The organism is Bradyrhizobium sp. LB13.1 (assembly GCF_054056815.1).
Genome location: NZ_JBSRYQ010000001.1, coordinates 4,662,493 through 4,687,810 on the forward strand (window position 1 = coordinate 4,662,493; position 25,318 = coordinate 4,687,810).

The 25,318-nt window shown below is 63.8% G+C and carries 21 protein-coding genes and 3 pseudogenes; 12 read left to right on the forward strand and 12 right to left on the reverse strand.

Going from position 1 to position 25,318, the window contains the following annotated elements:
• Positions 1-29 precede the first annotated feature (29 nt).
• Positions 30-482, forward strand: coding sequence for a preQ(1) synthase (gene queF / locus ACVWYI_RS22195; RefSeq protein WP_456663207.1), 453 nt, complete (start codon positions 30-32; stop codon positions 480-482).
• Positions 483-503: 21 nt separating this feature from the next.
• Here queF and ACVWYI_RS22200 read toward each other — a convergent pair whose 3' ends face one another.
• The 7 genes and pseudogenes from ACVWYI_RS22200 to ACVWYI_RS22230 form a co-directional block, all read right to left on the reverse strand.
• A complete protein-coding gene (locus tag ACVWYI_RS22200) occupies positions 504-1,736 on the reverse strand; it encodes an HlyD family secretion protein (RefSeq protein WP_456663208.1) in 1,233 nt (410 codons plus the stop codon).
• The gene (locus ACVWYI_RS22205; protein WP_456663209.1) at positions 1,729-2,184 is read right to left on the reverse strand and encodes a hypothetical protein; all 456 of its coding nucleotides are present in this window, start codon (positions 2,182-2,184) and stop codon (positions 1,729-1,731) included. Before ACVWYI_RS22205 ends, ACVWYI_RS22200 begins: the two co-directional genes overlap by 8 nt.
• 219 nt (positions 2,185-2,403) lie before the next feature.
• The gene (locus ACVWYI_RS22210) at positions 2,404-3,612 is read right to left on the reverse strand and encodes an MFS transporter (RefSeq protein WP_456663210.1); all 1,209 of its coding nucleotides are present in this window, start codon (positions 3,610-3,612) and stop codon (positions 2,404-2,406) included.
• A complete protein-coding gene (kdsA, locus tag ACVWYI_RS22215; protein WP_456663211.1) occupies positions 3,612-4,475 on the reverse strand; it encodes a 3-deoxy-8-phosphooctulonate synthase in 864 nt (287 codons plus the stop codon). The genes ACVWYI_RS22210 and kdsA overlap by 1 nt, the downstream gene beginning before the upstream one ends.
• 124 nt (positions 4,476-4,599) lie before the next feature.
• Entirely contained in the window at positions 4,600-4,926 is a 327-nt protein-coding gene (locus ACVWYI_RS22220) for an NIPSNAP family protein (protein ID WP_247349208.1), read from the reverse strand.
• 232 nt (positions 4,927-5,158) lie between these two features.
• Positions 5,159-5,482 (reverse strand): nuclear transport factor 2 family protein, encoded by a 324-nt coding sequence (locus ACVWYI_RS22225; RefSeq protein ID WP_456663212.1) that lies wholly within the window; start codon positions 5,480-5,482, stop codon positions 5,159-5,161.
• 61 nt (positions 5,483-5,543) lie between these two features.
• Positions 5,544-5,935 (reverse strand): annotated as a pseudogene (locus tag ACVWYI_RS22230) (RidA family protein); the annotation flags it as partial.
• Positions 5,936-5,982: 47 nt separating this feature from the next.
• Here ACVWYI_RS22230 and ACVWYI_RS22235 point away from each other — a divergent pair.
• Positions 5,983-6,816, forward strand: a complete 834-nt coding sequence (locus ACVWYI_RS22235; protein WP_456663213.1) for an ArsR/SmtB family transcription factor — start codon at positions 5,983-5,985, stop codon at positions 6,814-6,816.
• A gap of 78 nt (positions 6,817-6,894) precedes the next feature.
• Here the strand turns inward: ACVWYI_RS22235 and ACVWYI_RS22240 are convergent.
• The 3 genes and pseudogenes from ACVWYI_RS22240 to tpiA form a co-directional block, all read right to left on the reverse strand.
• Positions 6,895-8,527 (reverse strand): annotated as a pseudogene (locus tag ACVWYI_RS22240) (CTP synthase).
• A gap of 167 nt (positions 8,528-8,694) precedes the next feature.
• Positions 8,695-9,081, reverse strand: coding sequence for a preprotein translocase subunit SecG (gene secG, locus ACVWYI_RS22245; protein ID WP_247349211.1), 387 nt, complete (start codon positions 9,079-9,081; stop codon positions 8,695-8,697).
• 201 nt (positions 9,082-9,282) lie between these two features.
• Positions 9,283-10,041, reverse strand: coding sequence for a triose-phosphate isomerase (gene tpiA / locus ACVWYI_RS22250; protein ID WP_456663214.1), 759 nt, complete (start codon positions 10,039-10,041; stop codon positions 9,283-9,285).
• Positions 10,042-10,264: 223 nt separating this feature from the next.
• Between tpiA and ACVWYI_RS22255 the strand changes: the two genes are divergently transcribed.
• From ACVWYI_RS22255 to moaC, 4 genes are read left to right on the forward strand one after another with little or no spacing between them, the layout of a single operon-like run.
• Positions 10,265-12,163 (forward strand): SurA N-terminal domain-containing protein, encoded by a 1,899-nt coding sequence (locus tag ACVWYI_RS22255; protein WP_456649896.1) that lies wholly within the window; start codon positions 10,265-10,267, stop codon positions 12,161-12,163.
• A gap of 18 nt (positions 12,164-12,181) precedes the next feature.
• Entirely contained in the window at positions 12,182-13,195 is a 1,014-nt protein-coding gene (gene trpD / locus ACVWYI_RS22260) for an anthranilate phosphoribosyltransferase (protein WP_456663215.1), read from the forward strand.
• A gap of 7 nt (positions 13,196-13,202) precedes the next feature.
• Positions 13,203-14,021, forward strand: a complete 819-nt coding sequence (trpC, locus tag ACVWYI_RS22265) for an indole-3-glycerol phosphate synthase TrpC (protein ID WP_456663216.1) — start codon at positions 13,203-13,205, stop codon at positions 14,019-14,021.
• Complete coding sequence (gene moaC, locus ACVWYI_RS22270; protein ID WP_456663217.1) at positions 14,021-14,533, forward strand: cyclic pyranopterin monophosphate synthase MoaC; 513 nt, start codon at positions 14,021-14,023, stop codon at positions 14,531-14,533. The genes trpC and moaC overlap by 1 nt, the downstream gene beginning before the upstream one ends.
• A gap of 11 nt (positions 14,534-14,544) precedes the next feature.
• On the opposite strand, the gene ACVWYI_RS22275 is transcribed toward moaC, so the two are convergent.
• Positions 14,545-15,132, reverse strand: a complete 588-nt coding sequence (locus ACVWYI_RS22275) for a CGNR zinc finger domain-containing protein (RefSeq protein WP_456663218.1) — start codon at positions 15,130-15,132, stop codon at positions 14,545-14,547.
• A gap of 138 nt (positions 15,133-15,270) precedes the next feature.
• Between ACVWYI_RS22275 and ACVWYI_RS22280 the strand changes: the two genes are divergently transcribed.
• The 5 genes and pseudogenes from ACVWYI_RS22280 to ACVWYI_RS22300 all read left to right on the forward strand — a co-directional run bounded on the left by ACVWYI_RS22280 (position 15,271) and on the right by ACVWYI_RS22300 (position 22,449).
• On the forward strand, positions 15,271-16,686 hold the full coding sequence (locus ACVWYI_RS22280) for an amidase (protein WP_456663219.1): 1,416 nt from the start codon (positions 15,271-15,273) through the stop codon (positions 16,684-16,686).
• The gene (locus ACVWYI_RS22285; RefSeq protein ID WP_456663220.1) at positions 16,683-17,939 is read left to right on the forward strand and encodes an MFS transporter; all 1,257 of its coding nucleotides are present in this window, start codon (positions 16,683-16,685) and stop codon (positions 17,937-17,939) included. The genes ACVWYI_RS22280 and ACVWYI_RS22285 overlap by 4 nt, the downstream gene beginning before the upstream one ends.
• Positions 17,940-18,118: 179 nt before the next feature.
• Positions 18,119-20,839: a bifunctional diguanylate cyclase/phosphodiesterase gene (locus tag ACVWYI_RS22290; RefSeq protein ID WP_456663221.1), complete on the forward strand. Its 2,721-nt coding sequence runs from the start codon at positions 18,119-18,121 to the stop codon at positions 20,837-20,839.
• Between the two features lie 150 nt (positions 20,840-20,989).
• Positions 20,990-21,526: a TetR/AcrR family transcriptional regulator gene (locus ACVWYI_RS22295; protein ID WP_456649890.1), complete on the forward strand. Its 537-nt coding sequence runs from the start codon at positions 20,990-20,992 to the stop codon at positions 21,524-21,526.
• 70 nt (positions 21,527-21,596) lie between these two features.
• Positions 21,597-22,449 (forward strand): annotated as a pseudogene (locus tag ACVWYI_RS22300) (DMT family transporter).
• A gap of 100 nt (positions 22,450-22,549) precedes the next feature.
• On the opposite strand, the gene ACVWYI_RS22305 reads toward ACVWYI_RS22300, so the two are convergent.
• A complete protein-coding gene (locus tag ACVWYI_RS22305; RefSeq protein ID WP_247349224.1) occupies positions 22,550-23,887 on the reverse strand; it encodes a S41 family peptidase in 1,338 nt (445 codons plus the stop codon).
• 296 nt (positions 23,888-24,183) lie between these two features.
• Here ACVWYI_RS22305 and ACVWYI_RS22310 point away from each other — a divergent pair, with 296 nt between their 5' ends.
• Complete coding sequence (locus tag ACVWYI_RS22310; RefSeq protein WP_354106529.1) at positions 24,184-25,317, forward strand: alpha-hydroxy acid oxidase; 1,134 nt, start codon at positions 24,184-24,186, stop codon at positions 25,315-25,317.
• Position 25,318 lies beyond the last annotated feature (1 nt).

Here is a 25,318-nt window from a genome sequence, read left to right on the forward strand (position 1 = left end):
CCCGGCATCCGAAACAGGATGTGACGACGATGGCGAAAAAATCCCTTCAGCTCGGCCGTGCGGTCGAATGGCCGCACACGCCGGAAGAAGCTCAGCTCGACCGGGTGCCCAATCCGCAAAAGAGCACGGACTATCTGGTGCGCTTCACCGTGCCGGAATTCACCTCGCTCTGCCCGGTCACGGGACAACCGGATTTCGCACATCTGATGATCGACTACGCCCCCGGCCAATGGCTGCTGGAGTCGAAGTCGCTGAAGCTCTACATCGCGAGCTTCCGCAATCACGGCGCCTTCCACGAGGACTGCACCGTGATGATCGGCAAGCGCATCGCGAGCGAGATCAAGCCGAAATTCTTGCGCATCGGCGGCTACTGGTATCCGCGCGGCGGCATCCCGATCGACGTGTTCTGGCAGACCGGCCGCGCGCCGAAGGGCCTGTGGCTGCCCGAGCAGGGCGTCGCGCCCTATCGCGGACGGGGCTAATCTTTGGCCGCTGCGGGCGGGTCAATGCCCGCTCAGCACCAGCGTCTGGATCGGCAACAGCAGGGCCTGAATCCGCAACAGCATTGCGTGCACAAGCCCGGTCGCATCGACGACATGCAATCCGAAGCTCTTGAACGAACCGAGCTTCCCTGACGAGATCAGTTCGTGATTGCTGGTGTAGGCGTTGGCGACACAACTGCTGCCGGGCGTCACGCCCTCCAGCCCGCCCTTGTAGATCGGCTCCATGAAAACGAGAATGGTGCCGGGCCGCACGACCTGCTGCGCCTCGACCAATTGTTCACCGCCCCTGAACTGGCCGGCCGCGATGTAGTCCTGCACACCGGTAATCACCATCGGGATGATCGTCCACGGCTTGGAAATGCAGGTGGCCTCGGCCACCATTCCGACCTTCAAGACCTGAGCCTCGATCTGCCCAAACCCTGCCATGAGAGCACGCCGTCCTGCACCCTGCGGGATCAGGACGCCGGCCGTGCGCATATTTGGCGTAACGATGTCACCTGGCTTCAGTCCAAATTGCTCTACCCGCCCGTCGACGCCGGCCCGAATGAAGGTTTTGTCCAGATCGACCTGCGCTTCGGCCAATGCGGCCTCGGCGCTTGCCTTCTCCGCCGGTAGCAGAGCGCTCAGCCGCGTCGTCGCGGATTGCTTGGAAGCGGTCGCCGCGTCTAGAGTGCCCTGGCGACCCGCAACGGCCACACCGAGCTTTTCGATGTCGCGCTGCGGAACGATTCCGGGGTTGCGCTTCTGCAATTCAGTCTTGGTATCGAGTTCGTCCTGAGCCTGCTGCAGCGAACCCTTTGCCTCCTGAAGCTGGCCTTCCGCCTTCATGACATCGGCCTGCGCGGCCAGCATGGCGGCGTCGATTTCGGCGATCTTGCGCTTGGCCGTCAGGAGCGACGCTTCCTGCTTGGCGCTGTCCAGCCTGAAAATCACCTCGCCTTGCTTGACGTCCGCACTGACGTCGACATGAACCTCGGCAACCCGGCCGCTGACTTCGGTCATGATCGGGACAGTCCGATAGAACAACGTCGCCGACGAGGTCGACGGATGAAAATAGAAGATCATCGTGATGAGCGAGACCGTAAGCATCAGGCAGGCGATGATGCCAAATCGAAGCTCGAACCAGACCGAATAGAGCGTGATTTCGTGCCCGATGCGCTTTCCCTGCCGATAACGGCGATAGAGATAGTCCGGAAATATCGTCAGGAGGGAACAGAGAAGCAGCTCAAGCATGGCTGGCCACTTCGCTCTTGGCGCTCCCGGCCTTGGCATTGCTTCCTGCGGAAGGCTGCGCGGCAACGGTTTCACCTGGCGGCTCGGTCGGATCCTGCCCGGGCGCGACGCCGGCCATCTTCTCGACCGACCCGGCAATCTTGCGTAGCGGCGTGCTGAAGTCCGGCAGATCGATCATGGCGAGGAACAGGCCGATCACCCAGAACAGGTGGTTATGCGTGAACAGCGCCAGCAGCCCCAGCACGGCCACGATTTCAAACTGGAATTTCTGCGACTTGTGGGCCATTCGTTCCGGCATCGTATGCAGGTGCAAATAGAGATTCCCGACCGCGAGAACGGCGCCGATCAGGACAATGCCGACGACGACCATCAGGACGTCGGTTTCTCCAGGCGCGGTGATGAAGGAAGGCAGGTGATGGGGGGCCGCGGGATGTAGCAATTCACTCACGCGCCTCTCCCTGAAATTGCATTGGGCGCTGGTCGTCCCAACTTCATTCTTTCACATTGCGGGAACTTGGCAAGCGCAAAGCCGGCATTGTGCGTAGAGGCGCGCACGGTGGTGTCGGAATCCTTGACCTCGCGGCCGCCTGTTTGGTGACGCGGCTCGGATGCTCGAGCTGGAGCTTGATGTGGCGGAAGTACGAAAGTCGGACATCCGATACTTCCGTCAGGTCGGCGCGTCGGATGGCGCGCGCTGCTTGAGCAGCCGGGCGCAGACGAAGCCCAGCACCACCATGATCACGGCGCTCGCGAACAGGGTCGGCATCTTGCCGCCATGCTGGAGACCAAGGCCATAGGCGAGCGGCCCCACCGTCTGCCCCATGAAAAAGAAGAACGAATGCAGCGACAGCGCGGTGGCACGTGCCTCGACCGAGAGCTCGCTGGCGAACATCTGGAGGCAACCATGGGCGATGTAGAAGCCCCATCCCATCACGATGAGATTGAGCGCCTGCACTTCCCAGCGTGGGCCGAAGGCGACGACAACGAGCTGCGAGGCCACCAGCGTCATGCCTGCGATCATCATTCCCTTCATGCCCAGCCATGGCAGCAGGCGCGACACTGTCAGCGTGTAGAACAAGCCGCCGACCGCAAAGCCCGCGATGACAATGCCCGCGATCGAGAGCGAGGTCTGGCCGAGTTCGAACAGGAACGAAGCGAGGTAGGGAAACAGGCCGAGCACGCAACAGCCTTCGATGAACACCGCCGAATAGCAGACATAGGCGTTCGGATTGGTGAAGATGGTGCGATAGCCGGCCTTCAGCGCCGACAGGCTGGTCTTCGGCGGATGCTTGACCTTGGCGCCGCGAAAACCGGCGGCGACCGCGATCGATGCAACGATCACGAGCACGCCGAGCACCGCCAGCACGCCGCGCCAACCGAGGAGGTCGCCGATCAGGCCGGAGGCCGAGGCGCCGAGGAGATTGCCGGTCATCGCGCCGGCGAGCGTGCGGCTGATCGCGACCTGGCGTTTCTCCGGACCGACGAGATCGCTGGTCAGGCTGAGCGCGACCGGAAACACGCCGCCGGAGCCGATGCCGGCGAGGACGCGGGTCGCGAACAGAACCGAGAACGAGCTCGAGAGCGCGCCCAGGATGTTGGCAAGGCCGAGCAGCGCGAGGCAGCCGATCATCAGCCGCGTCTTGCCGAACAGATCGGCGGCGGCGCCGACGATCGGCTGGATGATCGAGAAAGTGAAGGCGAACACCGCGGCAAATCCGGCTGCGGTCGCGATGCTGACGCCAAAATCCTCGGCGACGTGCGGCAGCACCGGGTCGAGCGCACGCGCGGAGAGCGCTGCGGCGAAGCTTGCACCGGAGATGACGTAGAGCGCGGCCGGCAGGCCGTGATCGTGCGGCCGCGCCTCGCCTTGCTGCATCAGCGCGGGCCGGTCCTGACAGATTCCTTGGCGAGCGCGTCGAACGCCATCAGCTTGCGGATCAACCCTTCGAACTCGCGCAGCGGCACCATGTTAGGTCCGTCGGACGGCGCGCTATCAGGGTCGGGATGGGTCTCGATGAAGACGCCGGCAACACCGACAGCGACAGCCGCGCGTGCGAGCACCGGCACGAATTCGCGCTCGCCTCCGGAGGACGTCCCCTTCCCGCCCGGCTGCTGCACCGAATGAGTGGCATCGAAGATCACGGGCGCGCCGGTGGTACGCGCAAGAATCGGCAACGCGCGCATGTCGGAGACCAGCATGTTGTAGCCGAAGGACGCACCGCGTTCGGTGACGAGCACGTTCGGATTGTTCGCGCTCGTGATCTTGGACACGACATTGGCCATGTCCCAAGGCGCGAGGAACTGGCCCTTCTTGACGTTGACGACCTTGCCGGTCGCGGCGGCCGCCAGCAGCAGATCGGTCTGCCGGCACAGGAAGGCGGGAATCTGCAACACGTCCACCGCCTGCGCCACTTCGGCGCACTGCGCCGCGTCATGCACGTCGGTCAGGACCGGCAGGCCGAGCGACGATCGGATTTCGGCAAAGATCGGCAGCGACTGCGTCAGCCCAAGACCCCGCGCAGCCGACGCGCTGGTGCGATTGGCCTTGTCGAACGAGGTCTTGTAGACGAGGCCGATCTTCAGCCGCGTGGCGATTTCCTTCAGCGCGGAGGCCACCTCCAGCGCATGCTGGCGGCTTTCGAGCTGGCACGGCCCGGCAATGATCGAGATCGGCAGATCATTGCCGAATTGGACCGTGCCAATGGTGACGACCGGCGCCGCTGACGTCGAAGAGCTCAAGGCAAATCCCTCGTTTCGGCGCGACCATAGCCGCGATGAAGGGCGGATCAACCCCATTCGGCCCGGGCCCCCAGAATATCAGGGTTGCGCCCGGGCTCCCCACGATGCCCCTCGCCGGCGGCCGCTACTTCACCGCCGAGAAGGCGGTCGGCGCCATGATCTGGCTGATGATGTTGCCGACGATCTGGCCGTCCGCCTCGCTCTCGGCGCGCGCTTTCATCCAGTCCGGATCGGTCATGAAGCCGGCCCACTTCTTCTCGCGCTCGGCAAGCGAGTCCCAGGCCAGAAAATAGGTCAGCTCCTGGTTGGATTCACCGATCAGCGTCGTGAAGAACCCGGCCTGCTTGATGCCGTGCTTTTCCCACAGCTTCAGCGTAACGGTCTCGAACCGCTTGAGCAGTGCCGGCAGGCGGCCGGGCACGCAGCGATAGATGCGCATTTCGTAGATCATTTGTTATCCTCCCTGACATTTCCCGTGATCTATAGCGGCTGCGTCTGAGACTGTCTTGTAGCTGGGCACACATGCCTCCCCTGCGAGCGATTGACTGCAAGGTCGGACTTTGGCAGTCGAAGGTCGACGCCGCGTTGCGCAAGTGCACGCCGATGAACCTGGGTGATCCTCGTATTCGGCGATCTTCGGCAGCAACCACGAACTCGGGTTGCCGCCAAATCCGGGCCTATGCTCATCCCCGGGTGACGTGAGCGGCAACACAAACCCAGACGCCCCCGCGACGTGCCCAACTGTCGGTATATCGTCCGAGGCTGGCCGACCCATCGGCTCTGGTATAGGTCGTCCGTGCATGGATAATCGCCATATCACCCATGATCCGGATCCGCTCGTCCTCGTATCCCAAATTCGATATGGTTGCCGGCTTCGCGATTTGTTCAATGAACCCGGCACGATCAACCACTGATCCGTCGGGGTTGCTGTTGAGGAAGTCATCGCTCAGATGTTCGCGAAACCAATCGACATCCTTCAAGGCAACCGAGCGCATATAAGCCCGCATTGAGATGCCCTAGTTCGTTCATGTCCCTTGCGGACGCCGACCGATCTTCCAGGTCGGATTTAATCGCAACACAATCGACCTCCACATCAAATTCACCCGGCCAGGAAGGCACCGTTAGAAAGATGCGCGCAGGTGGCGAAACGGGAAATAGCGTTGGTAGACGTCATTGAACGCATCGAAATTTGAGCTATCAGGCGTGCAGTAGACATTGCATTTCACGACCTCCCGCAACGACGAGCCGGCAACCTCCAGGCAAAGTTTCATTTGGTCGAGCACGATCTCGGTTTGCCGCACGAACGGCAATCGCTTGACCTCACCGGTGACCGGATCAAATGGCGGGAGGCCTGAGACATAAACCGTCTCACCGGCGACAATGACGGGACAGATCGGTCCCTTCCGCCGTCGCTCCAAATACGTGGAAATGGGTTCAACTCTGATGGATTCGCGTTTCACGGCCGCCTCCTGCAAGACATATCGATCAAGTGGACTCAACACTTCCCATGCTGTCGCATCCGACGCGCTCATTGTCTCCAGTCGTGAGTTTGGTGCATGCCGAACTCACGTCGCTTGTTGATCCGATGCGGACGATGGTAGAGGAGCCTATGGTTGCAGCGGCGAATATGGTCGAGGTTGCAGCGCTCGTTGGCGATACGGCGCGCGCGACCATGTTGTCAGCCCTCATGGGTGGACAATCCTTGACCGGAAGTGAGCTGGCGTTTCTCGCGCGAATTTCGCGACCGACGGCCAGCGAGCACTTGTCCAAGATGGTCGACGCCCGGCTTATCTCGGTAACCAGGAAGCGCAGCTACCGGTACTACCGTATTTCCTCACCACTGGTCGCCAGCATGCTTGAGAGCATCAAGTTGGTGGCTGCTCTCGAGGTTCCTCAGCGATATCAACCTCGATCCGCGCGTGACTCTGCGTTGCGGTTCGGTCGGACCTGCTACGATCATTTGGCGGGTCGATTGGGCGTTGCGATCGCGGACTCTTTGGTCGCCAGCGGCTGCATCGTTCTGGGTGAAGATGGTGGAGATGTCACCGATGCCGGCGCAAAGATACTGACAGAATTTGGCGTCGACCTGAGTCGAAAGCGCCAAAACAAGCGCATCTTTTGCAAGCCGTGCCTCGACTGGAGCGAGCGCCGATATCACATCGCCGGCCATGTCGGAGCCGAGATCCAACGATGCTGTATGGAGCTGAATTGGCTGGTTCGAATGAATCATACACGGGCTGTGCAATTGACAACTGCTGGCCAGACCGGGCTTCGCGACACCTTTGGCTTGGACAAGTTGAATCTTCAGATCGACCCGCCGAACGTCAGGGTTGGAGTGTGAGCACCCTGCTCCGCTGAACCCAAGACTAGCCGTTGGCATTCCGGGCGAGAACGGGTCAATCGTTCCGCGTGACAGTTGCTAGACGAGACGCGACCGCACCATCGCCGCCTGGATGAAGGAGGCGAAGAGAGGATGCGGCTCGAACGGCCGCGATTTCAGCTCGGGGTGGAACTGGACGCCGATGAACCAGGGGTGATCCTCGTATTCGACAATCTCCGGCAAGATGCCATCGGGCGACAGGCCGGAGAATTTCAGCCCGTGCTGCTCGAGGCGGTCCTTGTAGGCGGTGTTGACCTCGTAGCGGTGGCGGTGGCGCTCGGAAATCTCGGTCGCGCCGTCATAGACCTGCGAGACCCGGCTGCCGCGGTTGAGCGCGGCCGGATAGGCCCCGAGCCGCATCGTGCCGCCGAGATCGCCGGCGTTGGAGCGCTTCTCGAGCTCGTTGCCGCGCAGCCATTCCGTCATGAGGCCGACGAGCGGCTCCTTGGTCGGGCCGAACTCGGTGGAGTTGGCGTCCTCGATGCCGACAAGGTTTCGTGCGGCCTCGATCACCGCCATCTGCATGCCGAAGCAGATGCCGAAATAGGGCACGCGGCGCTCGCGCGCGAACTGCGCCGCGCGGATCTTGCCTTCGGCGCCGCGCTGGCCGAAGCCGCCGGGCACCAGAATGCCGTTGACGTGCTCGAGGAAGGGGGCCGGATCTTCCTTCTCGAAGATCTCGCTCTCGATCCAGTCGAGATTGACCTTCACCTTGTTGGCGATGCCGCCATGCGAGAGCGCCTCGATCAGCGACTTATACGCATCCTTCATGCCGGTATATTTGCCGACGGATGGCGATGGTGACGTCGCCTTCGGGATTGCGGATGCGCTCGTTGATCTGCTGCCAGCTCCGCAGCTCCGGCGGAATCCGCGAGCCGATGCCGAAGGCGGCGAGCACTTCGTCGTCGAGGCCTGCGGCATGATAGGCCTGAGGGACGGCGTAGATGCTGTCGGCGTCGCGCGCCTCGATGACGGCGCTCTCGCGCACGTTACAGAACAGCCCGAGCTTGCGCCGCTCCTCCTTCGGGATCTCGCGGTCGGTACGGCAGAGCAGGATGTCCGGCTGGATGCCGATCGAGCGCAACTCCTTGACCGAGTGCTGCGTCGGCTTCGTCTTCAACTCACCGGCGCTCGGAATGTAAGGCAGCAGCGTCAGATGAATGTAGATCGCGTGATCGCGCGGCAGTTCGTTCTTGAGCTGGCGGATCGCCTCGAAGAACGGCAGGCCCTCGATGTCGCCGACGGTGCCGCCGATCTCGACCAGCACAAAGTCGTAATCGTCGTTGCCGTGGAGGACGAAGTCCTTGATGGCGTTGGTGACATGCGGAACCACCTGGATGGTCGCGCCGAGATAATCGCCGCGGCGCTCCTTGGTGATGATGTCCTGGTAAATGCGCCCGGTCGTGATGTTGTCGGCCTTGGTCGCAGGCCGTCCGGTGAAGCGCTCATAGTGACCGAGATCGAGATCGGTTTCCGCGCCGTCATCGGTCACGAACACTTCGCCGTGCTGATACGGCGACATCGTTCCGGGATCGAGGTTGAGATAGGGGTCGAGCTTGCGGAGGCGGACCTTGTAGCCTCGGGCTTGCAACAGGGCACCGAGTGCCGCTGAAGCCAGACCTTTGCCGAGCGAAGAAACCACGCCGCCGGTGATGAATATGTACCGCGCCATGGGGCTTAACCTCTAATCCCTCGAATTCGATTCGCCAAAGCGATTCGTATTCCGCCCCAAAGATTCTGCGGGCCTGTGGGTGAGCCAAAAACTAAGAGTGGTGACAAAGCCTTGATGGGGATTGTTGATGCAGGACGGTAGAAGCCGCCCTGCATGGCCCCCCTGCTTTATTGCGAACGCGGTACCTGCGGGCCGCTCGGTGCCGGAGCCTGCTGCTGCTCATCCGCCTTCTTCAGCGAATCCAGGATACCGCCCGAGGTCGGCGGCGCGATCGGCCCGCCGCCGGCCGGCTGGCTCTGCGACGCCGGTGTACCGATGATCGACGAAGGCGCACGGTCGTAGCCCGCGTGCCAGGACAGGAACAAGCTGGTCAGGAAGAAGCCCGCGGCCAAGATCGCGGTGGTCCGCGACAGGAGGTTCGCGGTGCCGCGGCTCGACATGAAGCCTGCGCCACCTCCCATGCCGAGGCCGCCGCCTTCCGACTTCTGGAGCAGCACGGCGCCGATCATGACGCTGACGATCATGAGGTGAATGACGATGACAACGGTCTGCATAGTGTCCTTCCGTCACAAGCGCGACAGCGCCGAGAGGCGGCCGATCGTGCTTCGCGGGTTTTCCTGAAGTTGCGCGGTGTTACACGATCGGAAGGGGCATTGCCACCCCCGATCGGCCGGGTCCTAAGGTTTGGAATTAGCCAGGGGCAGCCCTTAGTTGGAACAGCCTTTAATTGGGACAGCCTTTAATTGGGACAGCCTTTAATTAGGGCAGCCTTGGGCGATCGCAAGGAAATCGGCCGCCTTCAGGCTGGCCCCGCCGACCAGCGCGCCATTGACGTTCTTCACCGCCATCAGCTCAGCCGCATTCGAGGGCTTGACCGAGCCGCCATAGAGGATGCGCATTTTAGCGCCGTCGGCTCCAAACCTGGAGGTCAGGAATTCCCGAATAAAGCGATGAATTTGCTCGACATCCTGGGCCGTCGGGGTCAGGCCGGTGCCGATCGCCCAGACCGGCTCATAGGCCACGACCAGATTGGCGGCGGTGGAGCCGTCGGGCAGCGAGCCGCTGAGCTGGCCGCGCAGGATGTCCAGGGTCTGGCCGGCATCGCGCTGGCCCTGCGTCTCGCCGATGCAGACGATCGCCGTCACCCCCGCGCGCCAGGCAGCCTCGGCCTTCTGCCGGATCAGGGCATCGCCCTCACCGTGGTCGGCGCGGCGCTCGGAATGGCCGACAATGATGGCGGTCGCGCCCGCATCCACCAGCATTTCGGCGGCGATATCGCCGGTATGGGCGCCGGAGGCCTTGGGATGGCAATCCTGAGCCCCGACCGTGACCTTGCTGCCGCGCGCCTTCTCGGCAAAGGCTGCGATCAGGGTCGCCGGCGGGCAAACCAGCAGATCAGCCTTACCCGCCACCTCTGCCGCACCATTAAGCATGGCGTCGAATTCGGCAGTCGAGCCCTTCAGCCCGTTCATTTTCCAGTTGCCGGCGATCAGCGGTCGAATGGCGTCGGTCATGTCAATTTCCAGCAAAATGAGGTTTGCGCATGCGCTAGCAGAGGTCCCGTGGCAGTTCCAGAGACCAGGGGCTTTTAACCGCAGGGATCGAAAGCATGCTGGACCTGAGGTTGCGGGGGGAAAGCCGCCACTTTATGATGATCTATCAATTTGGTGACGCGCTTTTGCGGAATCTGCATTAAGACGCGCTCCCGTTCCCCTCCTGCCAAACAAGTTGGACCAAATGCTTCGAGGAATGCGCAAGGCCTCATCAAACTGGCTCGGCAAGACCATTATGGCCATCGTGATGGGCGTGTTGATCATCAGTTTCGGCGTTTGGGGCATCGCCGACATCTTCAAGGGCTTCGGGCAATCCACCGTGGCCAAGGTCGGCGGCACCGAGATTTCGCTGAACGAGTTCCGCCAGACCTATACCGACCGCCTGCAACAGATCAGCCGCCAGTTCGGCCGTCCGCTGTCGCCTGAGCAGGCGCGCGCCTTCGGCCTCGACCGTCAGGTGCTCCAGCAGACGATCGCGGAAGCCGCCCTCGACGAAGAGGCGCGTCGGCTCGGGCTCGGCCAGTCCGACGACCAGATCCGCCAGGTCATCATGAACGACCCGAACTTCAAGGGCGTCGGCGGCAGCTTCGATCCGAATCGCTTCCAGGCCGTGATCCGCAATGTCGGCTATACCGAGCAGCGCTACGTCTCCGAGCAGCGCAAGGTCTCGCTGCGCCGGCAGATCACCGGTACGATCGGTGCCGGCCTCGAGCCGCCAAAGACGATGCTCGACGTGCTGACGCGCTTCCAGAACGAGCAGCGCGCCATTGAATTCGTCAGGCTCGACGCAGCCCAGGCAGGCACCATCGACGCGCCCTCGCCCGAGGCGCTCGCCGCCTATTTCGAGGATCACAAGGTCCAGTTCCGCGCGCCCGAATATCGCAAGATCGCGTTCGTCGTGGTCTCGCCGGAGGAGATCGGCAAGTGGAGCGAGGTGTCGGACGAGGACGCCAAGAAAGTGTTCGACCAGCGCAAGGACCGGCTCGGCACGCCTGAGAAGCGCCAGATCCAACAGATCGTATTCCCCAATGCCGCCGAGGCGCAGGCCGCACGCGAGCGGCTCACCAGCGGGACGTCGTTCGAGGACCTCGGCAAGGAGCGCGGACTGAGCGCGTCCGATGTCAATCTCGGGCTCGTGACCAAATCCTCGCTCGATCCCGCGGTTGGAGACGCCGTCTTCGCGCTTCCCGCCGGTGAAATCAGCCAGCCGATCCAGGGCCGTCTCGGCACGTCGATCGTCAAGGTCGACAAGATCGAGCCGGGCAATGAGGCGAACTATGCGAGCGTCGCCGCCGACATCAAGCGCGAGATCGCCACCGAACGTGCGCGCGTCAAGGTCGCCGATCTCCGCGACAAGATGGAAGACGAGCGCGGCGGAGGTGCCAGCGTGATCGACGCGGCGCAGAAGCTCGGCCTCACCGCCGTGACCATCGACGCCGTCGACCGTTCCGGCCGCACCCCGAACGGCCAGCCGGTCTCCAACATCCCGCAGGGCCTCGACGTGGTGTCGCAGGCCTTCAACACCGATGTCGGTGTCGACAATGACTCGATCTCGTTCAAGGGCGGCTATGTCTGGTACGACGTGGTTGCCATCACGCCCTCGCGCGACCGCAATCTCGACGAGGTTCGCGACCAGGTCGAGGCGCGCTGGCGGCAGGACCAGATCGCGACCAAGCTGAAGGCCAAGGCGACCGAGATGGTGCAGAAGCTCGAATCCGGCGGCAAGCTCGCCGACGAAGCAGCCGCGATCGGCGCCAAGGTCGAGACCGCCACCGGCTTCAAGCGCGATGACTCGCCCGCCAGCGTGCCCGCAGCCGTCGTGGCGGCCGCCTTCCGCGCCGCCAAGGACGGCGTCGGGCAGACGCCGGTGACCGGCGGCACCGAAGTGATCGTGTTCCGCGTCACCGACATCATCGATCCCACGGTCGACGCCGCCTCCGACGCGGTCAAGAAGCTGAAGGACAGCCTCGACCGCGCGCAGACCGAGGAGCAGATCGCTTCCTACGTCAACAGGCTCGAAACCGAAATCGGCACCACCATTAATCAGGCCGCCTTCGCGCAGGTGACGGGCGCGAACCAATAGAGCAGTTGAAAGCACGCGATGGACGACCTGAAATCGATCATTGGAAAAGTGGCGACCGGCGCCAGCCTGTCGCGTGACGAAGCGGCTTCCGCCTTCGACGCCATGATGTCCGGCGAGGCTACGCCCTCGCAAATGGGCGGCCTCCTGATGGCGCTGCGGGTGCGCGGCGAGACCGTGGACGAGATCACCGGCGCGGTCTCGGCGATGCGTTCCAAGATGCTCACGGTCGACGCGCCCGCGGACGCCGTCGACATCGTCGGCACCGGCGGCGACGGCTCCGGCTCGGTCAATGTCTCGACCTGCGCCTCCTTCGTCGTTTCGGGCACAGGTCTGCCGGTGGCCAAGCACGGCAACCGCGCGCTGTCGTCGCGCTCGGGCGCCGCCGACGTGCTGGCATCGCTCGGGGTGAAGATCGATCTGAGGCCGGATCAGGTCAGCCGCTGCGTGCGCGAATGCGGCATCGGCTTCATGTTCGCCCCCGCCCATCATCCTGCCATGAAGAACGTCGGCCCGACCCGGGTGGAGCTTGCGACACGCACGATCTTCAATCTGCTCGGCCCCCTGTCCAATCCGGCCGGCGTGAAGCGGCAGATGGTCGGCGTGTTCTCCAGGCAATGGGTGCAGCCGCTGGCGCAAGTGCTCAAGAACCTCGGCTCCGAATCCGCCTGGGTCGTGCACGGCTCCGATGGCCTCGACGAAATCACCCTCACCGGCCCGACCTTCGTCTCCGCGCTCCACAATGGCGAGATCCGGAATTTCGAGGTGACGCCGGAGGACGCCGGCCTGCCGCGCTGCGAGGCCGGCGCACTCAAAGGCGGCGACGCCGACGCCAATGCGATCGCGCTCCAAAGCGTGCTCGACGGCAAGCCGAGCCCCTACCGTGACGTCGCGCTGATCAACGCCGCTGCCGCATTGGTCGTGGCCGGGCGTGCCAGCGACCTCAAGGAAGGCGTCGCGATCGGCGCAAAATCGCTCGACAGCGGCGCAGCGAGCGCGCGGCTGAAACATTTGATCGCGGTCTCGAACGGCTGAGCCTGACATGTCGGACATCCTGACCAAGATCGAAGCCTACAAGCGCGAGGAAATCGCAGCCGCCAAGTGCGCGCAGCCGCTGTCGGCCGTGGAGGCGCAAGCCAAGGCGCAAGCAGCACCGCGCGGCTTCGTGCGAGCAATCAAAGCCAAGCACGCCAGCGGCGACTACGCGCTGATCGCGGAGGTCAAGAAGGCCTCGCCGTCAAAGGGCCTGATCCGCGCCGATTTCGATCCGCCGCTGCTCGCCAGGGCCTATGAGGCCGGCGGCGCCGCCTGCCTGTCGGTGCTGACGGACACGCCCTCGTTCCAGGGCCATCTCGACTTCATGGTGGCCGCGCGCGCGGCAACTTCACTGCCGGTGCTGCGCAAGGATTTCATGTTCGACACCTATCAGGTGGCGGAGGCCCGCGCGCACGGCGCCGACTGTATTCTGATCATCATGGCGGCGCTCGATGATGCCGCGGCAAAGGACATCGAGGACGCCACCCTCGCCTACGGCATGGACGTGCTGATCGAGATTCACGACCGCGCCGAGTTGGACCGCGCGCTAAAACTGCGTTCGCCGATGATCGGCGTCAACAACCGCAATCTGCGTACCTTCGAGACCACGTTAGCGACCAGCGAGACGCTGGCGCCGTTGATCCCCGGGGACCGGCTGATGGTCGGCGAGAGCGGCATCTTCACGCCCGCCGATCTCGCCCGGCTCGAGCGCGTCGGCATGTCGACCTTCCTGGTCGGCGAGAGCCTGATGCGCCAAGCCGACGTCACCGCTGCGACGCGCACGCTGCTCGCACGCGAGACCGCGCGCGCCACAGGCACGCGCTGATGGCGCGTAAGCCCGCAAAGGCCAAACCGACGAGGACCGGCCCCGCCCTCACCCATATCGGCGCCTCCGGCGAGGCGCGGATGGTTGACGTGTCCGACAAGCCCGCGAGCGAGCGGCTCGCGGTCGCGGAAGGACGCGTCGTCATGACCAAGGCGACGCTCGACCTGATCGTGTCCGGCAACGCCAAGAAGGGCGACGTGCTCGGCACCGCCCGCATCGCCGGCATCATGGCTGCCAAGCGCACTTCGGAGCTGATCCCGCTCTGCCATCCGCTCGCGCTGTCAAAGGTGACGGTCGACATCGAGCCCGACGCAAAGCTGCCGGGCTGCCTCGTCCGCGCCAGCGTGAAGGTCACGGGCCCGACCGGCGTCGAGATGGAGGCGCTCACCGCCGTGTCGGTCGCCTGCCTCACCATCTACGACATGATCAAGGCGGTCGAGCGCGGCGTGCGCATCGAGGGCATCCACCTGGTCGAGAAGCTCGGCGGCAAGTCCGGCCACTACCGCGCCTGATTGCCGCTGATCTATTTCGCCTCGCGCTGCCGCTCGCGATAGGCGCGCGTCTTCATCCGATTGCCGCACAGCGTCGACATGCACCACCGCCGCGTCGATGGTTTCGACCGGTCGAAGAACACCCGGCGGCATTCCTCCGAGGCGCACATCTTCAGCCGGTCCAGCGTTCCCACAAGCGTTGCGTTGTGCAGCTCGATAGCGATGGTCGACAGGCCGGCGAGCGCATCCGCGCGCATCGCCGATAATACTGCGCCGCAGCCAACCCGCGCCTCCACCCGCAACGGAAACGCCGCGAGCGCGTCACCGAGCGCGCCGAGAACCTCCTTGTTCCGTCGCCGCTCGGCTGGGTCGCATTGCAGATAGGCGCGTAGCGCTTCGCGCAGCCGCAGCGCGGTAGCGAACATCGCGGGCGTGATGCGCCCGCCGCCGAGGCCGCGCTCCTGCATCCAGTCCGCGATCTGCTTCATCCCGGCAATTTCGTCGCTCTGCGGGTGCTCCACACCGAAATGCGTGAAGTGGCGAACATCGAGCGTGTTGGCGAAATCGTAGACGTTCGCCAGCGCGTCGGGAACCTGGAATTTGCGTGACTCTTTCGACATCAGAATACCGGAGGAATTGGAACACCAGTAAAACATGTTTACCTGTTGACAGCAATAGACACCTGTATTCTATTTATACTGGTGTCGATTACTCGTTGAGACCGAGCGTCATTGCGATGACAAAAAATGGAGAACGCCGTGGCCGAAGCCCTGCACTATCTCGAACTCACCGAGCTTGCTGCACGCATCAAGGCGCGCGAAATCTCCGCGCTGGATGTGACGCGCGCGCAACTCGACCGTATCGACGCCCTGGACCGTGAACTCGGCAGCTACGTTCACGTGATGGCGGAAACGGCTATCGACGAGGCGAAAGCCGCGGATGCCGAAATCGCAAATGGCCAGTATCGGGGCCCGCTGCATGGCGTACCGATTGCGCTGAAGGATCTGTTTTGGACCAAGGGCATTCCGACGGCGACCGGCACTACGCTTCATCGCGATTTTCGTCCCGGTGAAGATGCGACCGTCGCGCGCAGGCTCAGGGATGCAGGCGCCGTGGTGCTCGGCAAGTTGCAGCTCACCGAGGGCGCCTATTCCGATCACCATCCGTTGGTGACGCCACCGCGAAATCCATGGAATCCGGATTACTGGCCGGGTATTTCATCCAGCGGCTCGGCGGTTGCGACGGCCGCCGGACTTTGCTTCGGCTCGCTCGGCTCCGACACCGGCGGCTCGATCCGCTGGCCCTCCGCCGCCAACGGCCTGACCGGGCTGAAACCGAGCTGGGGCCGCGTCAGCCGCCACGGCACGTTCGAGCTGGCCGCGACGCTCGACCATATCGGACCAATCGGCCGCAGCGCTGTCGATGCCGGCGTGCTGCTTGGGGTCATCGCCGGACACGACCCGAACGACCCGATGTCGCTGCTCAATCCGGTGCCGGACTATCTTGCCGCGGCCGCACAGGACGTGCGGGGCTTGCGGATCGGCGTCGACGCTGCCTGGAACAGCGAGGACGTGGACGTTGCGACACAACACGTGTTGGCGGATGCCATTGATGCTTTCCGCGCGCTTGGCGCCCACACCGTCAACGTCAGATTTCCCGACGTAAGACAGGCGATCACCGACTGGACCCCTAATTGCGCGGTGGAAGCTGCGGTCGCGCACGAGGCGACCTATCCTGCCCGCAAGAACGAGTATGGTCCGATCCTCGCCTCGCTGCTCGAGGCTGGTCGCGCGCTCTCCGGTCTCGATTATCAGAAGATCCTGCTGCGGCGGCTGGCACTGCGCGGCCAGGTGACTGCGCTGTTCGAGACCATCGACCTGCTGCTGATCCCGGTACACCCTTTCGCGCCGTTGACGCTGACCATGATCCGGACGCTCGGCGAGCAGCCGGATCTGATTGCGAAGCTGCAGCGCTACACCTGCGCGTTCGACATGACCGGTCATCCCACGATCACGCTACCAGGTGGTGCATCGACGGACGGACTGCCGATCGCGTTCCAGCTTGTTGCCGCCCATCTCGACGAGGCCACGCTGGTTCGCGCTGGCGCAACGTTCCAGCGTGTCACGTCCTGGCATCGTCGCCATCCTTCCCCCACCTCGCGGAGGCAGCATTGACCACTCCATTCATGCCCGCTGGGCGAAGCATCTTCCACGGCTGGTTCGTCGTCGCGGGGGCATTTGCCGTCATGTTCGTCGGCTTTGGTTCTGTCTACACATTCAGCGCATTTCTAGAGCCGCTCCAGCGCGATTTCGGCGCCTCCCGCGGTTCAATCTCGCTGGTGTTCTCGATTGCGGGCTTTCTGTACTTCGCCCTCGGACTCGTCAGCGGCCCTCTCGCCGACCGGCTCGGTTCGCGTCCACTGGCCGTCGCGGGCATGATCCTGATGGCGGTTGGACTAGCGGCCGCGAGCGCTGCACGTTCCCTCGTGGAGGTCTATCTCGCCTACGGGCTCGGCGTCGGCCTCGGCGTCGGCTGCGCCTATGTTCCAGCAATCGGCGCGGTCCAACGCTGGTTCGTCAAGCGCCGCGGCTTTGCCTCTGGGCTCGCGGTGAGCGGCATCGGGCTCGGTACGCTGGCGATGCCGCCGCTCGCCTCATTGCTGATCGCATCGACGGGCTGGCGCGGCGCTTATCTGGTGCTGGGCGCGATCGCGCTGGTGCTAGGCGGCGGGATGTCGCTGCTCATCGAGAACGATCCGAAGGACCGCGGCCTCCGACCCGACGGCGATCCGCCCTGCGATGCGGCGGACGCAAACAACGCCGGCGGCGCCTCGGTGCGCGAGGCCGTCCGGTCGACGCGGTTCATCGCCCTTTATGTATCGTGTCTGGTCTGCTCGTTCGGCGCCTTCGTTCCATTCGTTCATCTCGTGCCTTACGCGCGCGACCACGGGGTCGCGGCGTCCTCTGCCGTGCTGCTGCTCGGCGTGATCGGGGCCGGCAGCACCGCGGGCCGCTTCGTTCTCGGCGCGGTCGCCGACCGGATGGGCCGCGACCGCTCGCTGATCATGGTCCTGACCGGAATGGCGTTCGCGATGGCGATCTGGGCCATTGCCGCTGACGTCTGGGCCCTCGCCGCCTTCGCCTTCATCTACGGCGTGTTCTACGGCGGCTGGGTCGCGGTGCTACCAGCGGTCGTGATGGACTATTTCGGCGGACGCAACGTCAGCGGCATCATCGGCATCCTCTACACCAGCGTGGCGTTCGGCACGCTGGTTGGTCCGAGTGCGGCCGGCTTCGCCTACGACGTCAATCACAGCTATACTTTGCCGATCCTGATCAGCGCCGCCGCGAACATCGTCGCGGCGCTGATCGTTGTGGCGATCCTGGGGCGCCGCAGCACGCGGACGATCAACGCAATGAAGAGCTGATCGATCCGAACTTGATGTTCTGCACGCCTCCCGGCTTCGCGCATCGATCGTATTTGTGCGTGTCCATTCACGGCGCATTAACCCAGCTTCCTAACTTCGCCTCCACCCCGTTCCCGTAAACCAACGGATGTTTCCGGGGCCGCGAATTGACCCTGGCGTGTGCATGACAACGATCGATCATGATGACGAGATTCGGCAGCCGCCTTTTTGACCATGCCTTCGTCCGCAGCGGACCGATCCGCTGGCTGGTGGTGGGCGGCATGTTGCTGATCGCGGCGATCGCTGTCGGCGCCACGCTGATGGCGCAGAATTTCCGCGAACGTGCGCTTCGCAATTCCGGCCGCGAGCTGGAAAACACCGTGCTGATGCTCGCCCATCATTTCGACCAGCAATTGCAGGATTTCGCCGTCATCCAGCAGGATTTCGTCGACCACGTTCGCGCCACCGGCATCACCAGTGCAGCAGACTATCGCAAACGCCTCTCCGGCCAGGACATCCACCGGATGCTGCGCTCGAAGATCGAGGCACTGCCCTACATGGGCGGCGTCAACATCATCGATGCCGAAGGCAATTTGATCAATTCGTCGACGGCATGGCCAGTCCCGAAATTGAACGTCGCCGATCGCGCCTATTTCCGGACCTTTCGATATGATCCCAATGCTCCCGACGTCCTGATCGAGCCACTGCACAGTCGCATCTCCGGCGCATGGACCATCCTCATCGCGCGCAAGATCGTCGGACCGGACGGCGAATTCATGGGCGTGATCGGGCGCGGCATCGAGCCGGCAGGCTTCGAAAAATTCTTCGAGACCGTCGTGCTCGGCGAAGGCGCGACGATCTCGATGCTACATCGGGACGGCACGCTGCTGGCCCGATATCCCCATTCCGGCGAATTGATGGGACGAAATTTCAAGAACGGTCCGTTCGAGCACCAGAGGGTCTTCGGGCTCGATCATTTCGCCGGCCGCTTCATGAGCCCCGTCGATGGCGAGGACCGGCTGATCTCCTCGCATGCCCTGCCCCACTTCCCGATCCTGATGATGGCTACCACGACGCGCGCGTCGGCACTGATGGACTGGCGCGAGCAGATCGGCATCCTGATCTCGGTCGCCGCCTCTTCCGCGCTCGCCATCGCGGGCGTGCTGATCGCGATCGTGCGCAAGCTCCTGGAGCAGCACCGCCTTTCGCGGGAACGGCTGACGCTGGAAAAGCAGCGTCTCGACCGCGCCGTCAACAACATGACCCAGGACCTGCTGCTGTTCGACGCCTCGCAGCAGCTCGTGATCTGCAATCAGCGCTACATCGAGATGTACGGGCTGTCTGCCGAAATCGTGAGACCCGGCTGTAGCTTCCGCGACATCATTGCACACCGCAGCGCCACCGGCTCTTTCACCGGCGATGTGGACCCGTATGTCGCACGGGTCCTGCGCGACATCCATATGCGCAATTCGATGGTGGTCGACACCTCCGACGGTCGCTCGATCCAGATCGTCAACGAACCGCTCACGGACGGCGGCTGGGTGGCGACACACGAGGACATCACGGAGCGCCGACGCATCGAGGAGCGCATCACCCATCTCGCTCATTACGACGCGCTGACCGACCTGCCCAACCGCACCCTGTTCCACGAGCATCTGCGCGAGGAACTGGCTCTCGTCGCCGCGGGCGAACAACTCGCGGTGCACTATATCGACATCGACGAATTCAAGGGCGTCAATGACGCGCTCGGGCATCTCGTCGGCGACGAACTCCTGAAGTCGGTCGCGCAGAGCCTCCGCCGGTGCGCAGGCCCGGCGGATTTCGTGGCGCGGCTTGGCGGCGACGAATTCGCCATCGTACAGAGCGCGGTGACATCGCTGGATCAGGTCAACGAACTCGTCGCGCGGCTGTTCGAGGCCATCCGCGCGCCGTTTGACTGCATGGGCCATCATCTTGCCACCGACGCCAGCATCGGCATCGCACTGGCACCCGACCACGGAACGGCGCTCGACCAGATCCTGAAGAACGCGGACATGGCGATGTACGCCGCCAAAGCCGCCGGACGCCGCACCTATCGCTTTTTCGAGCCGGAGATGGACGCCAAGGTCCACGAGCGGCGGCAGCTCGAGATCGATCTGCGCCACGCCATCGCCCATGGCGGCCTCGATGTCTATTACCAGCCCTGCCTCAGCCTGAAGGACGACCGCATCACTGGCTGCGAGGCGCTGGTGCGCTGGTGTCATCCCGAGCGCGGCATGGTCTCGCCGGCCGAGTTCATCCCGATCGCCGAGGACACCGGCCTGATCAACGAGATCGGGGAATGGGTGCTGGCGACCGCCTGCCGGGACGCCGCCAACTGGCCCGACGACATCCGCCTCGCCGTCAACGTCTCACCGGTGCAGTTCAAGAGCGGCACGCTGGCGCTGAAGATCATGGCGGCGCTCGCTGCCTCCAATTTGCCGGCGAGCCGGCTCGAGCTCGAAATCACCGAGGCGGTGCTGATCCGCGACGACGACACCGCGCTCGCGATCCTGCATCAACTCCGCGCCATCGGTGTGCGCATCGCGCTCGACGATTTCGGCACCGGCTACTCCTCCCTGAGCTATCTGCACCGCTTCCCGTTCGACAAGATCAAGATCGACCGCTGCTTCGTCAACGACATCGCCGGCCCCGACGGCTCCGCCAGCATCGTGCAGGCCGTCGTCAATCTCGCGGCCGCTCGCCGCATGACCACCACGGCCGAGGGCGTCGAGACCGAGGAGCAGCAGCGGCTGCTCCGCGCCCTCGGCTGCTCCGAGATGCAAGGCTATCTGTTCAGCGCCGCGAAGCCTGCCGACAAGGTGCTGGAGCTGTTCGCGCTCCATCGCAGCCGGCTCGCCCAGCGCGGCGGCAACGAGAGCCGACGCCGCGAAGCGGGCTAGAAACATCGACGGACAGCCAATCGGCGCGAGCGACCGCTTTGAATTCAAGACCATTTGGTCTATATATCGGAGATGCGCCGCCAAAGCCCAGTGCAGTTGCCCCGTGGCCGTCCCCGAAGTTTCGACACGGAAGCCGCTGTCGAACAGGCGATGGGCGTGTTCTGGTCGCGCGGCTATCATGCCACGGCGCTACCGGACCTGCTTCGAGCGACGAAGCTATCGCGTGGCAGCCTCTACGCCGCTTTCGGGGACAAGCACTCGCTGTTCTTGCGTGCACTTGATCGCTACGTCGCCGATGCCGTGACGCGGATGGACGTCGAACTCGACCCCCGCAGAGAGCCGGTCGACGGCCTGCGGGCCTACCTTGCCGGCTACGTTGAGCGAACGAGCGGTGCCAATGGTCGGCGCGGATGCCTGCTGGTGGCCACGGCCATGGAACTGGCCGGCCGTGACGCTGAAGTTGATCGCCGCATCGGGAGCTTTTTCAAGGCCATGGAGGCCAAGCTGGCTGATGCCCTGTCCCGTGCGAAGGCGGCGGGCAAATTGGCCGATGGCGTCGAGCCTTCCAGTGCCGCCCGAATTCTCGTCTGTTTCCTTTGGGGGCTACGCGTGGTCGCCAAAACGGCACCGACACGGATCACGTCGCAAGCCGCCGTTGACGCTCTTCTCGACCGCTTCATTAGGTAAACAACCCATGGACGCCTCCGCTATTGGCGCGTCGATATCTAGACTGATCGGTCTTGAAAGGAAGAATGCCATGTCTGCCATCCAGATCGTCTGTGCGGTGGCCGTCCCCTTGCTCTGGGGTTATCAGTTCGTCGCCATCAAGGTAGGCGTTACGGAGTTTCCGCCTCTCTTCTTCCTCGCACTGCGCTTCCTGGCCATCGCGCTGTTGCTCGTTCCGTTCGTCAAACGGCCCACGCGTGCACAGTTCGGCCCCATCGTAGCTATTTCGATTTTCCTCGGTGGGCTGAACTTCGGGCTCTTCTATGTTGGCCTTGGGCTCGGCTCGGGAAGCATGTCGGCCGTCGCATATCAACTCGCGCCGCCCTTCACCGTCCTGTTGGCGTGGCCGCTGCTCGCGGAGAGGCCGTCTCTCACCACGTCCGCCGGAGTGGTGCTTGCATTTGTCGGCGTGGTCGTATTGGCGGCGGAGCCCGGCCTGTCGGCAAACGCGCTTCCCCTGCTGCTCGTGGTCGGGGCAGCCTTCGCATTCGCCGTGTCCAACGTCTTGACGAAGCGCTACGGCCCTATTGATCCCCTGATGTTGATGGGGTGGTCCTCGCTGCTCACGGTGCCGCCAGGTCATGTTGATGTCGTTGCTCCTTGAACAAGGACAACTCGCGAGCCTTGTCACCGCGGATGGACGTGGTTGGCTGGCACTCGCCTACACGATTTTCATCGGAGGAATTGTCGGGTTTGGACTCTGGTTCTGGCTGATCGGGCGTTGCTCGATGAGTCGCGTCGCCCCTTTCGGTCTGCTACTTCCGGTGTTCGCCCTGATGTCGAGCGTGTTGTTTCTTGGCGAACACATGACCTCAAAGTTGATCATCGGCGGGCTGCTCGCGATGTCCGGCGTTGCCATGACGCAGTTGAGACCGAGCGCTTGACCGATGTGAACCTGGAAGTCGCGTCGTTGCAGCGTCCCAAACGAATTCGCCCGGGAGCGGTCATCCACTCCCGGGCGATCGATGTCTGGAATCGCGAGACTTAGTTCGGCACCGCAGCCTTCGGCGCAGGCTTGGCCGCGACAGCATTCGCGGTTTGGCCGTGCAGGAAGTCATAGGCCGTATGCAGCGCCTTGTCGTCCTTCTCTTCCGGCGGAACATAGGACTGTGATCCGGTCTGCTCCGTGCCATCGGCCGCCTGAAGATGGCCGCGCATCTGGGACTCCGCCATGGTGTCCATCCGGCCCTTCAGCTCGGGCGGCACGTCCTGGAGGATCTCGATGTCGGGCGCGATGCCCTGGGCCTGGATCGAGCGGCCCGACGGCGTGTAGTAGCGCGCCGTGGTCAGCGCCAGCGCACCGTTGCGGGCACCGAGCGGAATGATGGTCTGCACCGAGCCTTTGCCGAACGAGCGCGTGCCGATGATGGTCGCGCGCTTGTGGTCATGCAGCGCGCCGGCCACGATCTCGGAGGCCGAAGCCGAGCCGCCGTTGACCAGAACCACGAGCGGCTTGCCCTTGGTGAGGTCACCGCCGTGCGCGGTAAAGCGCTGGGTCTCTTCCGCATTGCGGCCGCGGGTCGAGACGACCTCGCCGCGCTGCAGAAACGCGCTCGACACCGACACGGCCTGGTCGAGCAATCCGCCCGGATTGTTGCGCAGGTCCATCACGTAGCCCACGAGCTTCTCCTGCGGGATGTCCTTGGAGATCGACGCGATTGCCTTCTTCAGGCCGTCGGTGGTCTGCTCGTTGAATGAGGAGACGCGGATATAGCCGATATCGCCGTTCTCGACGTGGAAGCGGACGGGGCGCACATGGATGATCTCGCGCTTGATCGCGACGTCGAGCGGGGCGTCGGCCCCCTTGCGCACGATCGTGAGCTTGGTCTGGGTGTCGACGGGGCCCTTCATCTTGTTGACGGCCTGCTCGAGTGTCATGCCCTGCACGGCGTCGCCGTCGATCTTGCTGATGAGGTCGCCCGACATGATGCCGGCCTTGGACGCCGGAGTGTCGTCGATCGGCGAGACGACCTTGACGAGGCCATCCTCCATCGTGACCTCGATGCCGAGCCCGCCGAACTCGCCGGAGGTGGTCTCCTGCATCTCGGTCCAGGCCTTGTCGTTCATGTAGCGCGAGTGCGGATCGAGCGCGGTCACCATGCCGGTGATCGCACCTTCGATGAGCTTGGCATTGTCGGGTTTCTCGACATAGCTCGCCTTCACCCGCTCGAATACTTCGCCGAACAAATTGAGCTGGGAATAGGCGTCATCCGCGCTCGCTGCCGCCCGTGCTGCCCATACGCCGCCGTGCGGACTGGCTACCAAAAGGGTCAGACACGCGCCGGTGAGCGCGCCCAAGGGGAACAGCAGGGTTTTCCGCATGGATAGACAGGCCTTTTTGCTTTGGGCTTCGGCTGCGCCATGCAAATGGCGATCCAGCCCGCTGTTCACAATACCATTCTGGTTTCTTCAAGGCCGAGATACCACGCCGGCGGCTAGACCGTAAAAAATCCCTTCGCCCGAGCCTAAACTTTTGGCAACGTTCCGAAACCGTTTCGCGCAAGACGGGAATCGGTCCGCCGGCCCACGCCTCGCAGCTATGCGATTTTAGGATGGTTTTGGAGGGCCGGACACGATAGGCGATGACAATAAGAGTTCAAATTCTCGGGAGGACAACAATGAATGACGCGCCCCGCACCCGGCCGGAGAGGAACGTCGAACTCGGCGCCAGCGCCGAGCCGTTCCAGAACCTGCACGAATTCATCCGCAAGGCGCGTGCCAACCTGAACCAGAACGCCTGGGACTACATCGTCGGCGCCGCCGAGACCGAGACCACGATGCGTCGCAACCGCATGGCGCTGGACGAAATCGCCTTCCGCCCGCGCGTGCTGCGCGATGTCAGCAAGGTCGTCGGCTCGGTCGAGCAATTCGGCCGCAAGATGCGCCTGCCGGTGGTGCTCGCCCCCGTCGGCGCGCTCGAAATCTTCGATCCGGATGGCGCGGCGAGCGTGGCACGCGCCTGCGGCACTTTCGGTGCGGCGCACATGCTGAGTTCGGTGTCCGAGCCCGGCCTCGAGAAGACCGCCGAGGCGGCACCTGGCGCGCTGCGCCTCTACCAGCTCTATGTGCGCGGCGACGATGCCTTCGTCGCCGACGTTGTCAGCCGGGCCGAGAAGAACGCCTATGCCGCCTTCTGCCTGACCGTCGATACCGCCCATTACAGCCGTCGCGAGCGTGACATCGCCAAGCGGTACGTTCGCGAGAGCCGCCTGCGCGCCACCGGCGGCGATTTCCAGAAGGGCCTGGAGTGGCGGACGGTGAAGATGATCAAGGACAAGTTCAAGATCCCGCTGATCCTCAAGGGCATCGCGACGCCAGAGGACGCGCTGATCGCGATCGATCACGGCGTCGAGTGGATCTACGTTTCCAACCATGGCGGCCGTCAGCTCGATCACGGTCGCGGCGCCATGCACGTGCTGCCCGAGATCGTCGATGCAGTGAAGGGCCGCGCCAAAATCATGGTCGATGGCGGTGTCTGTCGCGGCACCGACATCGTCAAGGCGATCGCGGCGGGCGCCGACCTCGTCGGCATCGGCCGGCTGCAATGCTGGGCACTGGCGGCGGCCGGCGAAGCCGGCGTGGCGCGCATGCTGGAGCTGCTCGAGGACGAAGTGCTGCGTTGCCTCGGCTTGCTGGGTGCGACTTCGTTCGCCGAGGTCGACAAATCCTGCCTCCATGCAGCGACCGCAACCAACGCGCCGAGCGTGTTCAGCGCGTTTCCGCTGTTCGACCACGAGCCATATCGATACTGAG

Coding starts and splice junctions, on each gene's coding strand:
- ACVWYI_RS22200 (WP_456663208.1), bottom strand. CDS start 1,736: ATGCTTGAGCTGCTTCTCTGTTCCCTCCTGACGATATTTCCGGACTAT.
- ACVWYI_RS22295 (WP_456649890.1), top strand. CDS start 20,990: ATGGGCGTGTTCTGGTCGCGCGGCTATCATGCCACGGCGCTACCGGAC.
- trpC (WP_456663216.1), top strand. CDS start 13,203: ATGTCGGACATCCTGACCAAGATCGAAGCCTACAAGCGCGAGGAAATC.
- ACVWYI_RS22235 (WP_456663213.1), top strand. CDS start 5,983: ATGCTGTCGCATCCGACGCGCTCATTGTCTCCAGTCGTGAGTTTGGTG.
- secG (WP_247349211.1), bottom strand. CDS start 9,081: ATGCAGACCGTTGTCATCGTCATTCACCTCATGATCGTCAGCGTCATG.
- ACVWYI_RS22225 (WP_456663212.1), bottom strand. CDS start 5,482: ATGCGGGCTTATATGCGCTCGGTTGCCTTGAAGGATGTCGATTGGTTT.
- ACVWYI_RS22310 (WP_354106529.1), top strand. CDS start 24,184: ATGAATGACGCGCCCCGCACCCGGCCGGAGAGGAACGTCGAACTCGGC.
- trpD (WP_456663215.1), top strand. CDS start 12,182: ATGGACGACCTGAAATCGATCATTGGAAAAGTGGCGACCGGCGCCAGC.
- queF (WP_456663207.1), top strand. CDS start 30: ATGGCGAAAAAATCCCTTCAGCTCGGCCGTGCGGTCGAATGGCCGCAC.
- ACVWYI_RS22305 (WP_247349224.1), bottom strand. CDS start 23,887: ATGCGGAAAACCCTGCTGTTCCCCTTGGGCGCGCTCACCGGCGCGTGT.
- ACVWYI_RS22220 (WP_247349208.1), bottom strand. CDS start 4,926: ATGATCTACGAAATGCGCATCTATCGCTGCGTGCCCGGCCGCCTGCCG.
- moaC (WP_456663217.1), top strand. CDS start 14,021: ATGGCGCGTAAGCCCGCAAAGGCCAAACCGACGAGGACCGGCCCCGCC.
- ACVWYI_RS22290 (WP_456663221.1), top strand. CDS start 18,119: ATGATGACGAGATTCGGCAGCCGCCTTTTTGACCATGCCTTCGTCCGC.
- ACVWYI_RS22255 (WP_456649896.1), top strand. CDS start 10,265: ATGCTTCGAGGAATGCGCAAGGCCTCATCAAACTGGCTCGGCAAGACC.
- ACVWYI_RS22210 (WP_456663210.1), bottom strand. CDS start 3,612: ATGCAGCAAGGCGAGGCGCGGCCGCACGATCACGGCCTGCCGGCCGCG.
- ACVWYI_RS22275 (WP_456663218.1), bottom strand. CDS start 15,132: ATGTCGAAAGAGTCACGCAAATTCCAGGTTCCCGACGCGCTGGCGAAC.
- tpiA (WP_456663214.1), bottom strand. CDS start 10,041: ATGACCGACGCCATTCGACCGCTGATCGCCGGCAACTGGAAAATGAAC.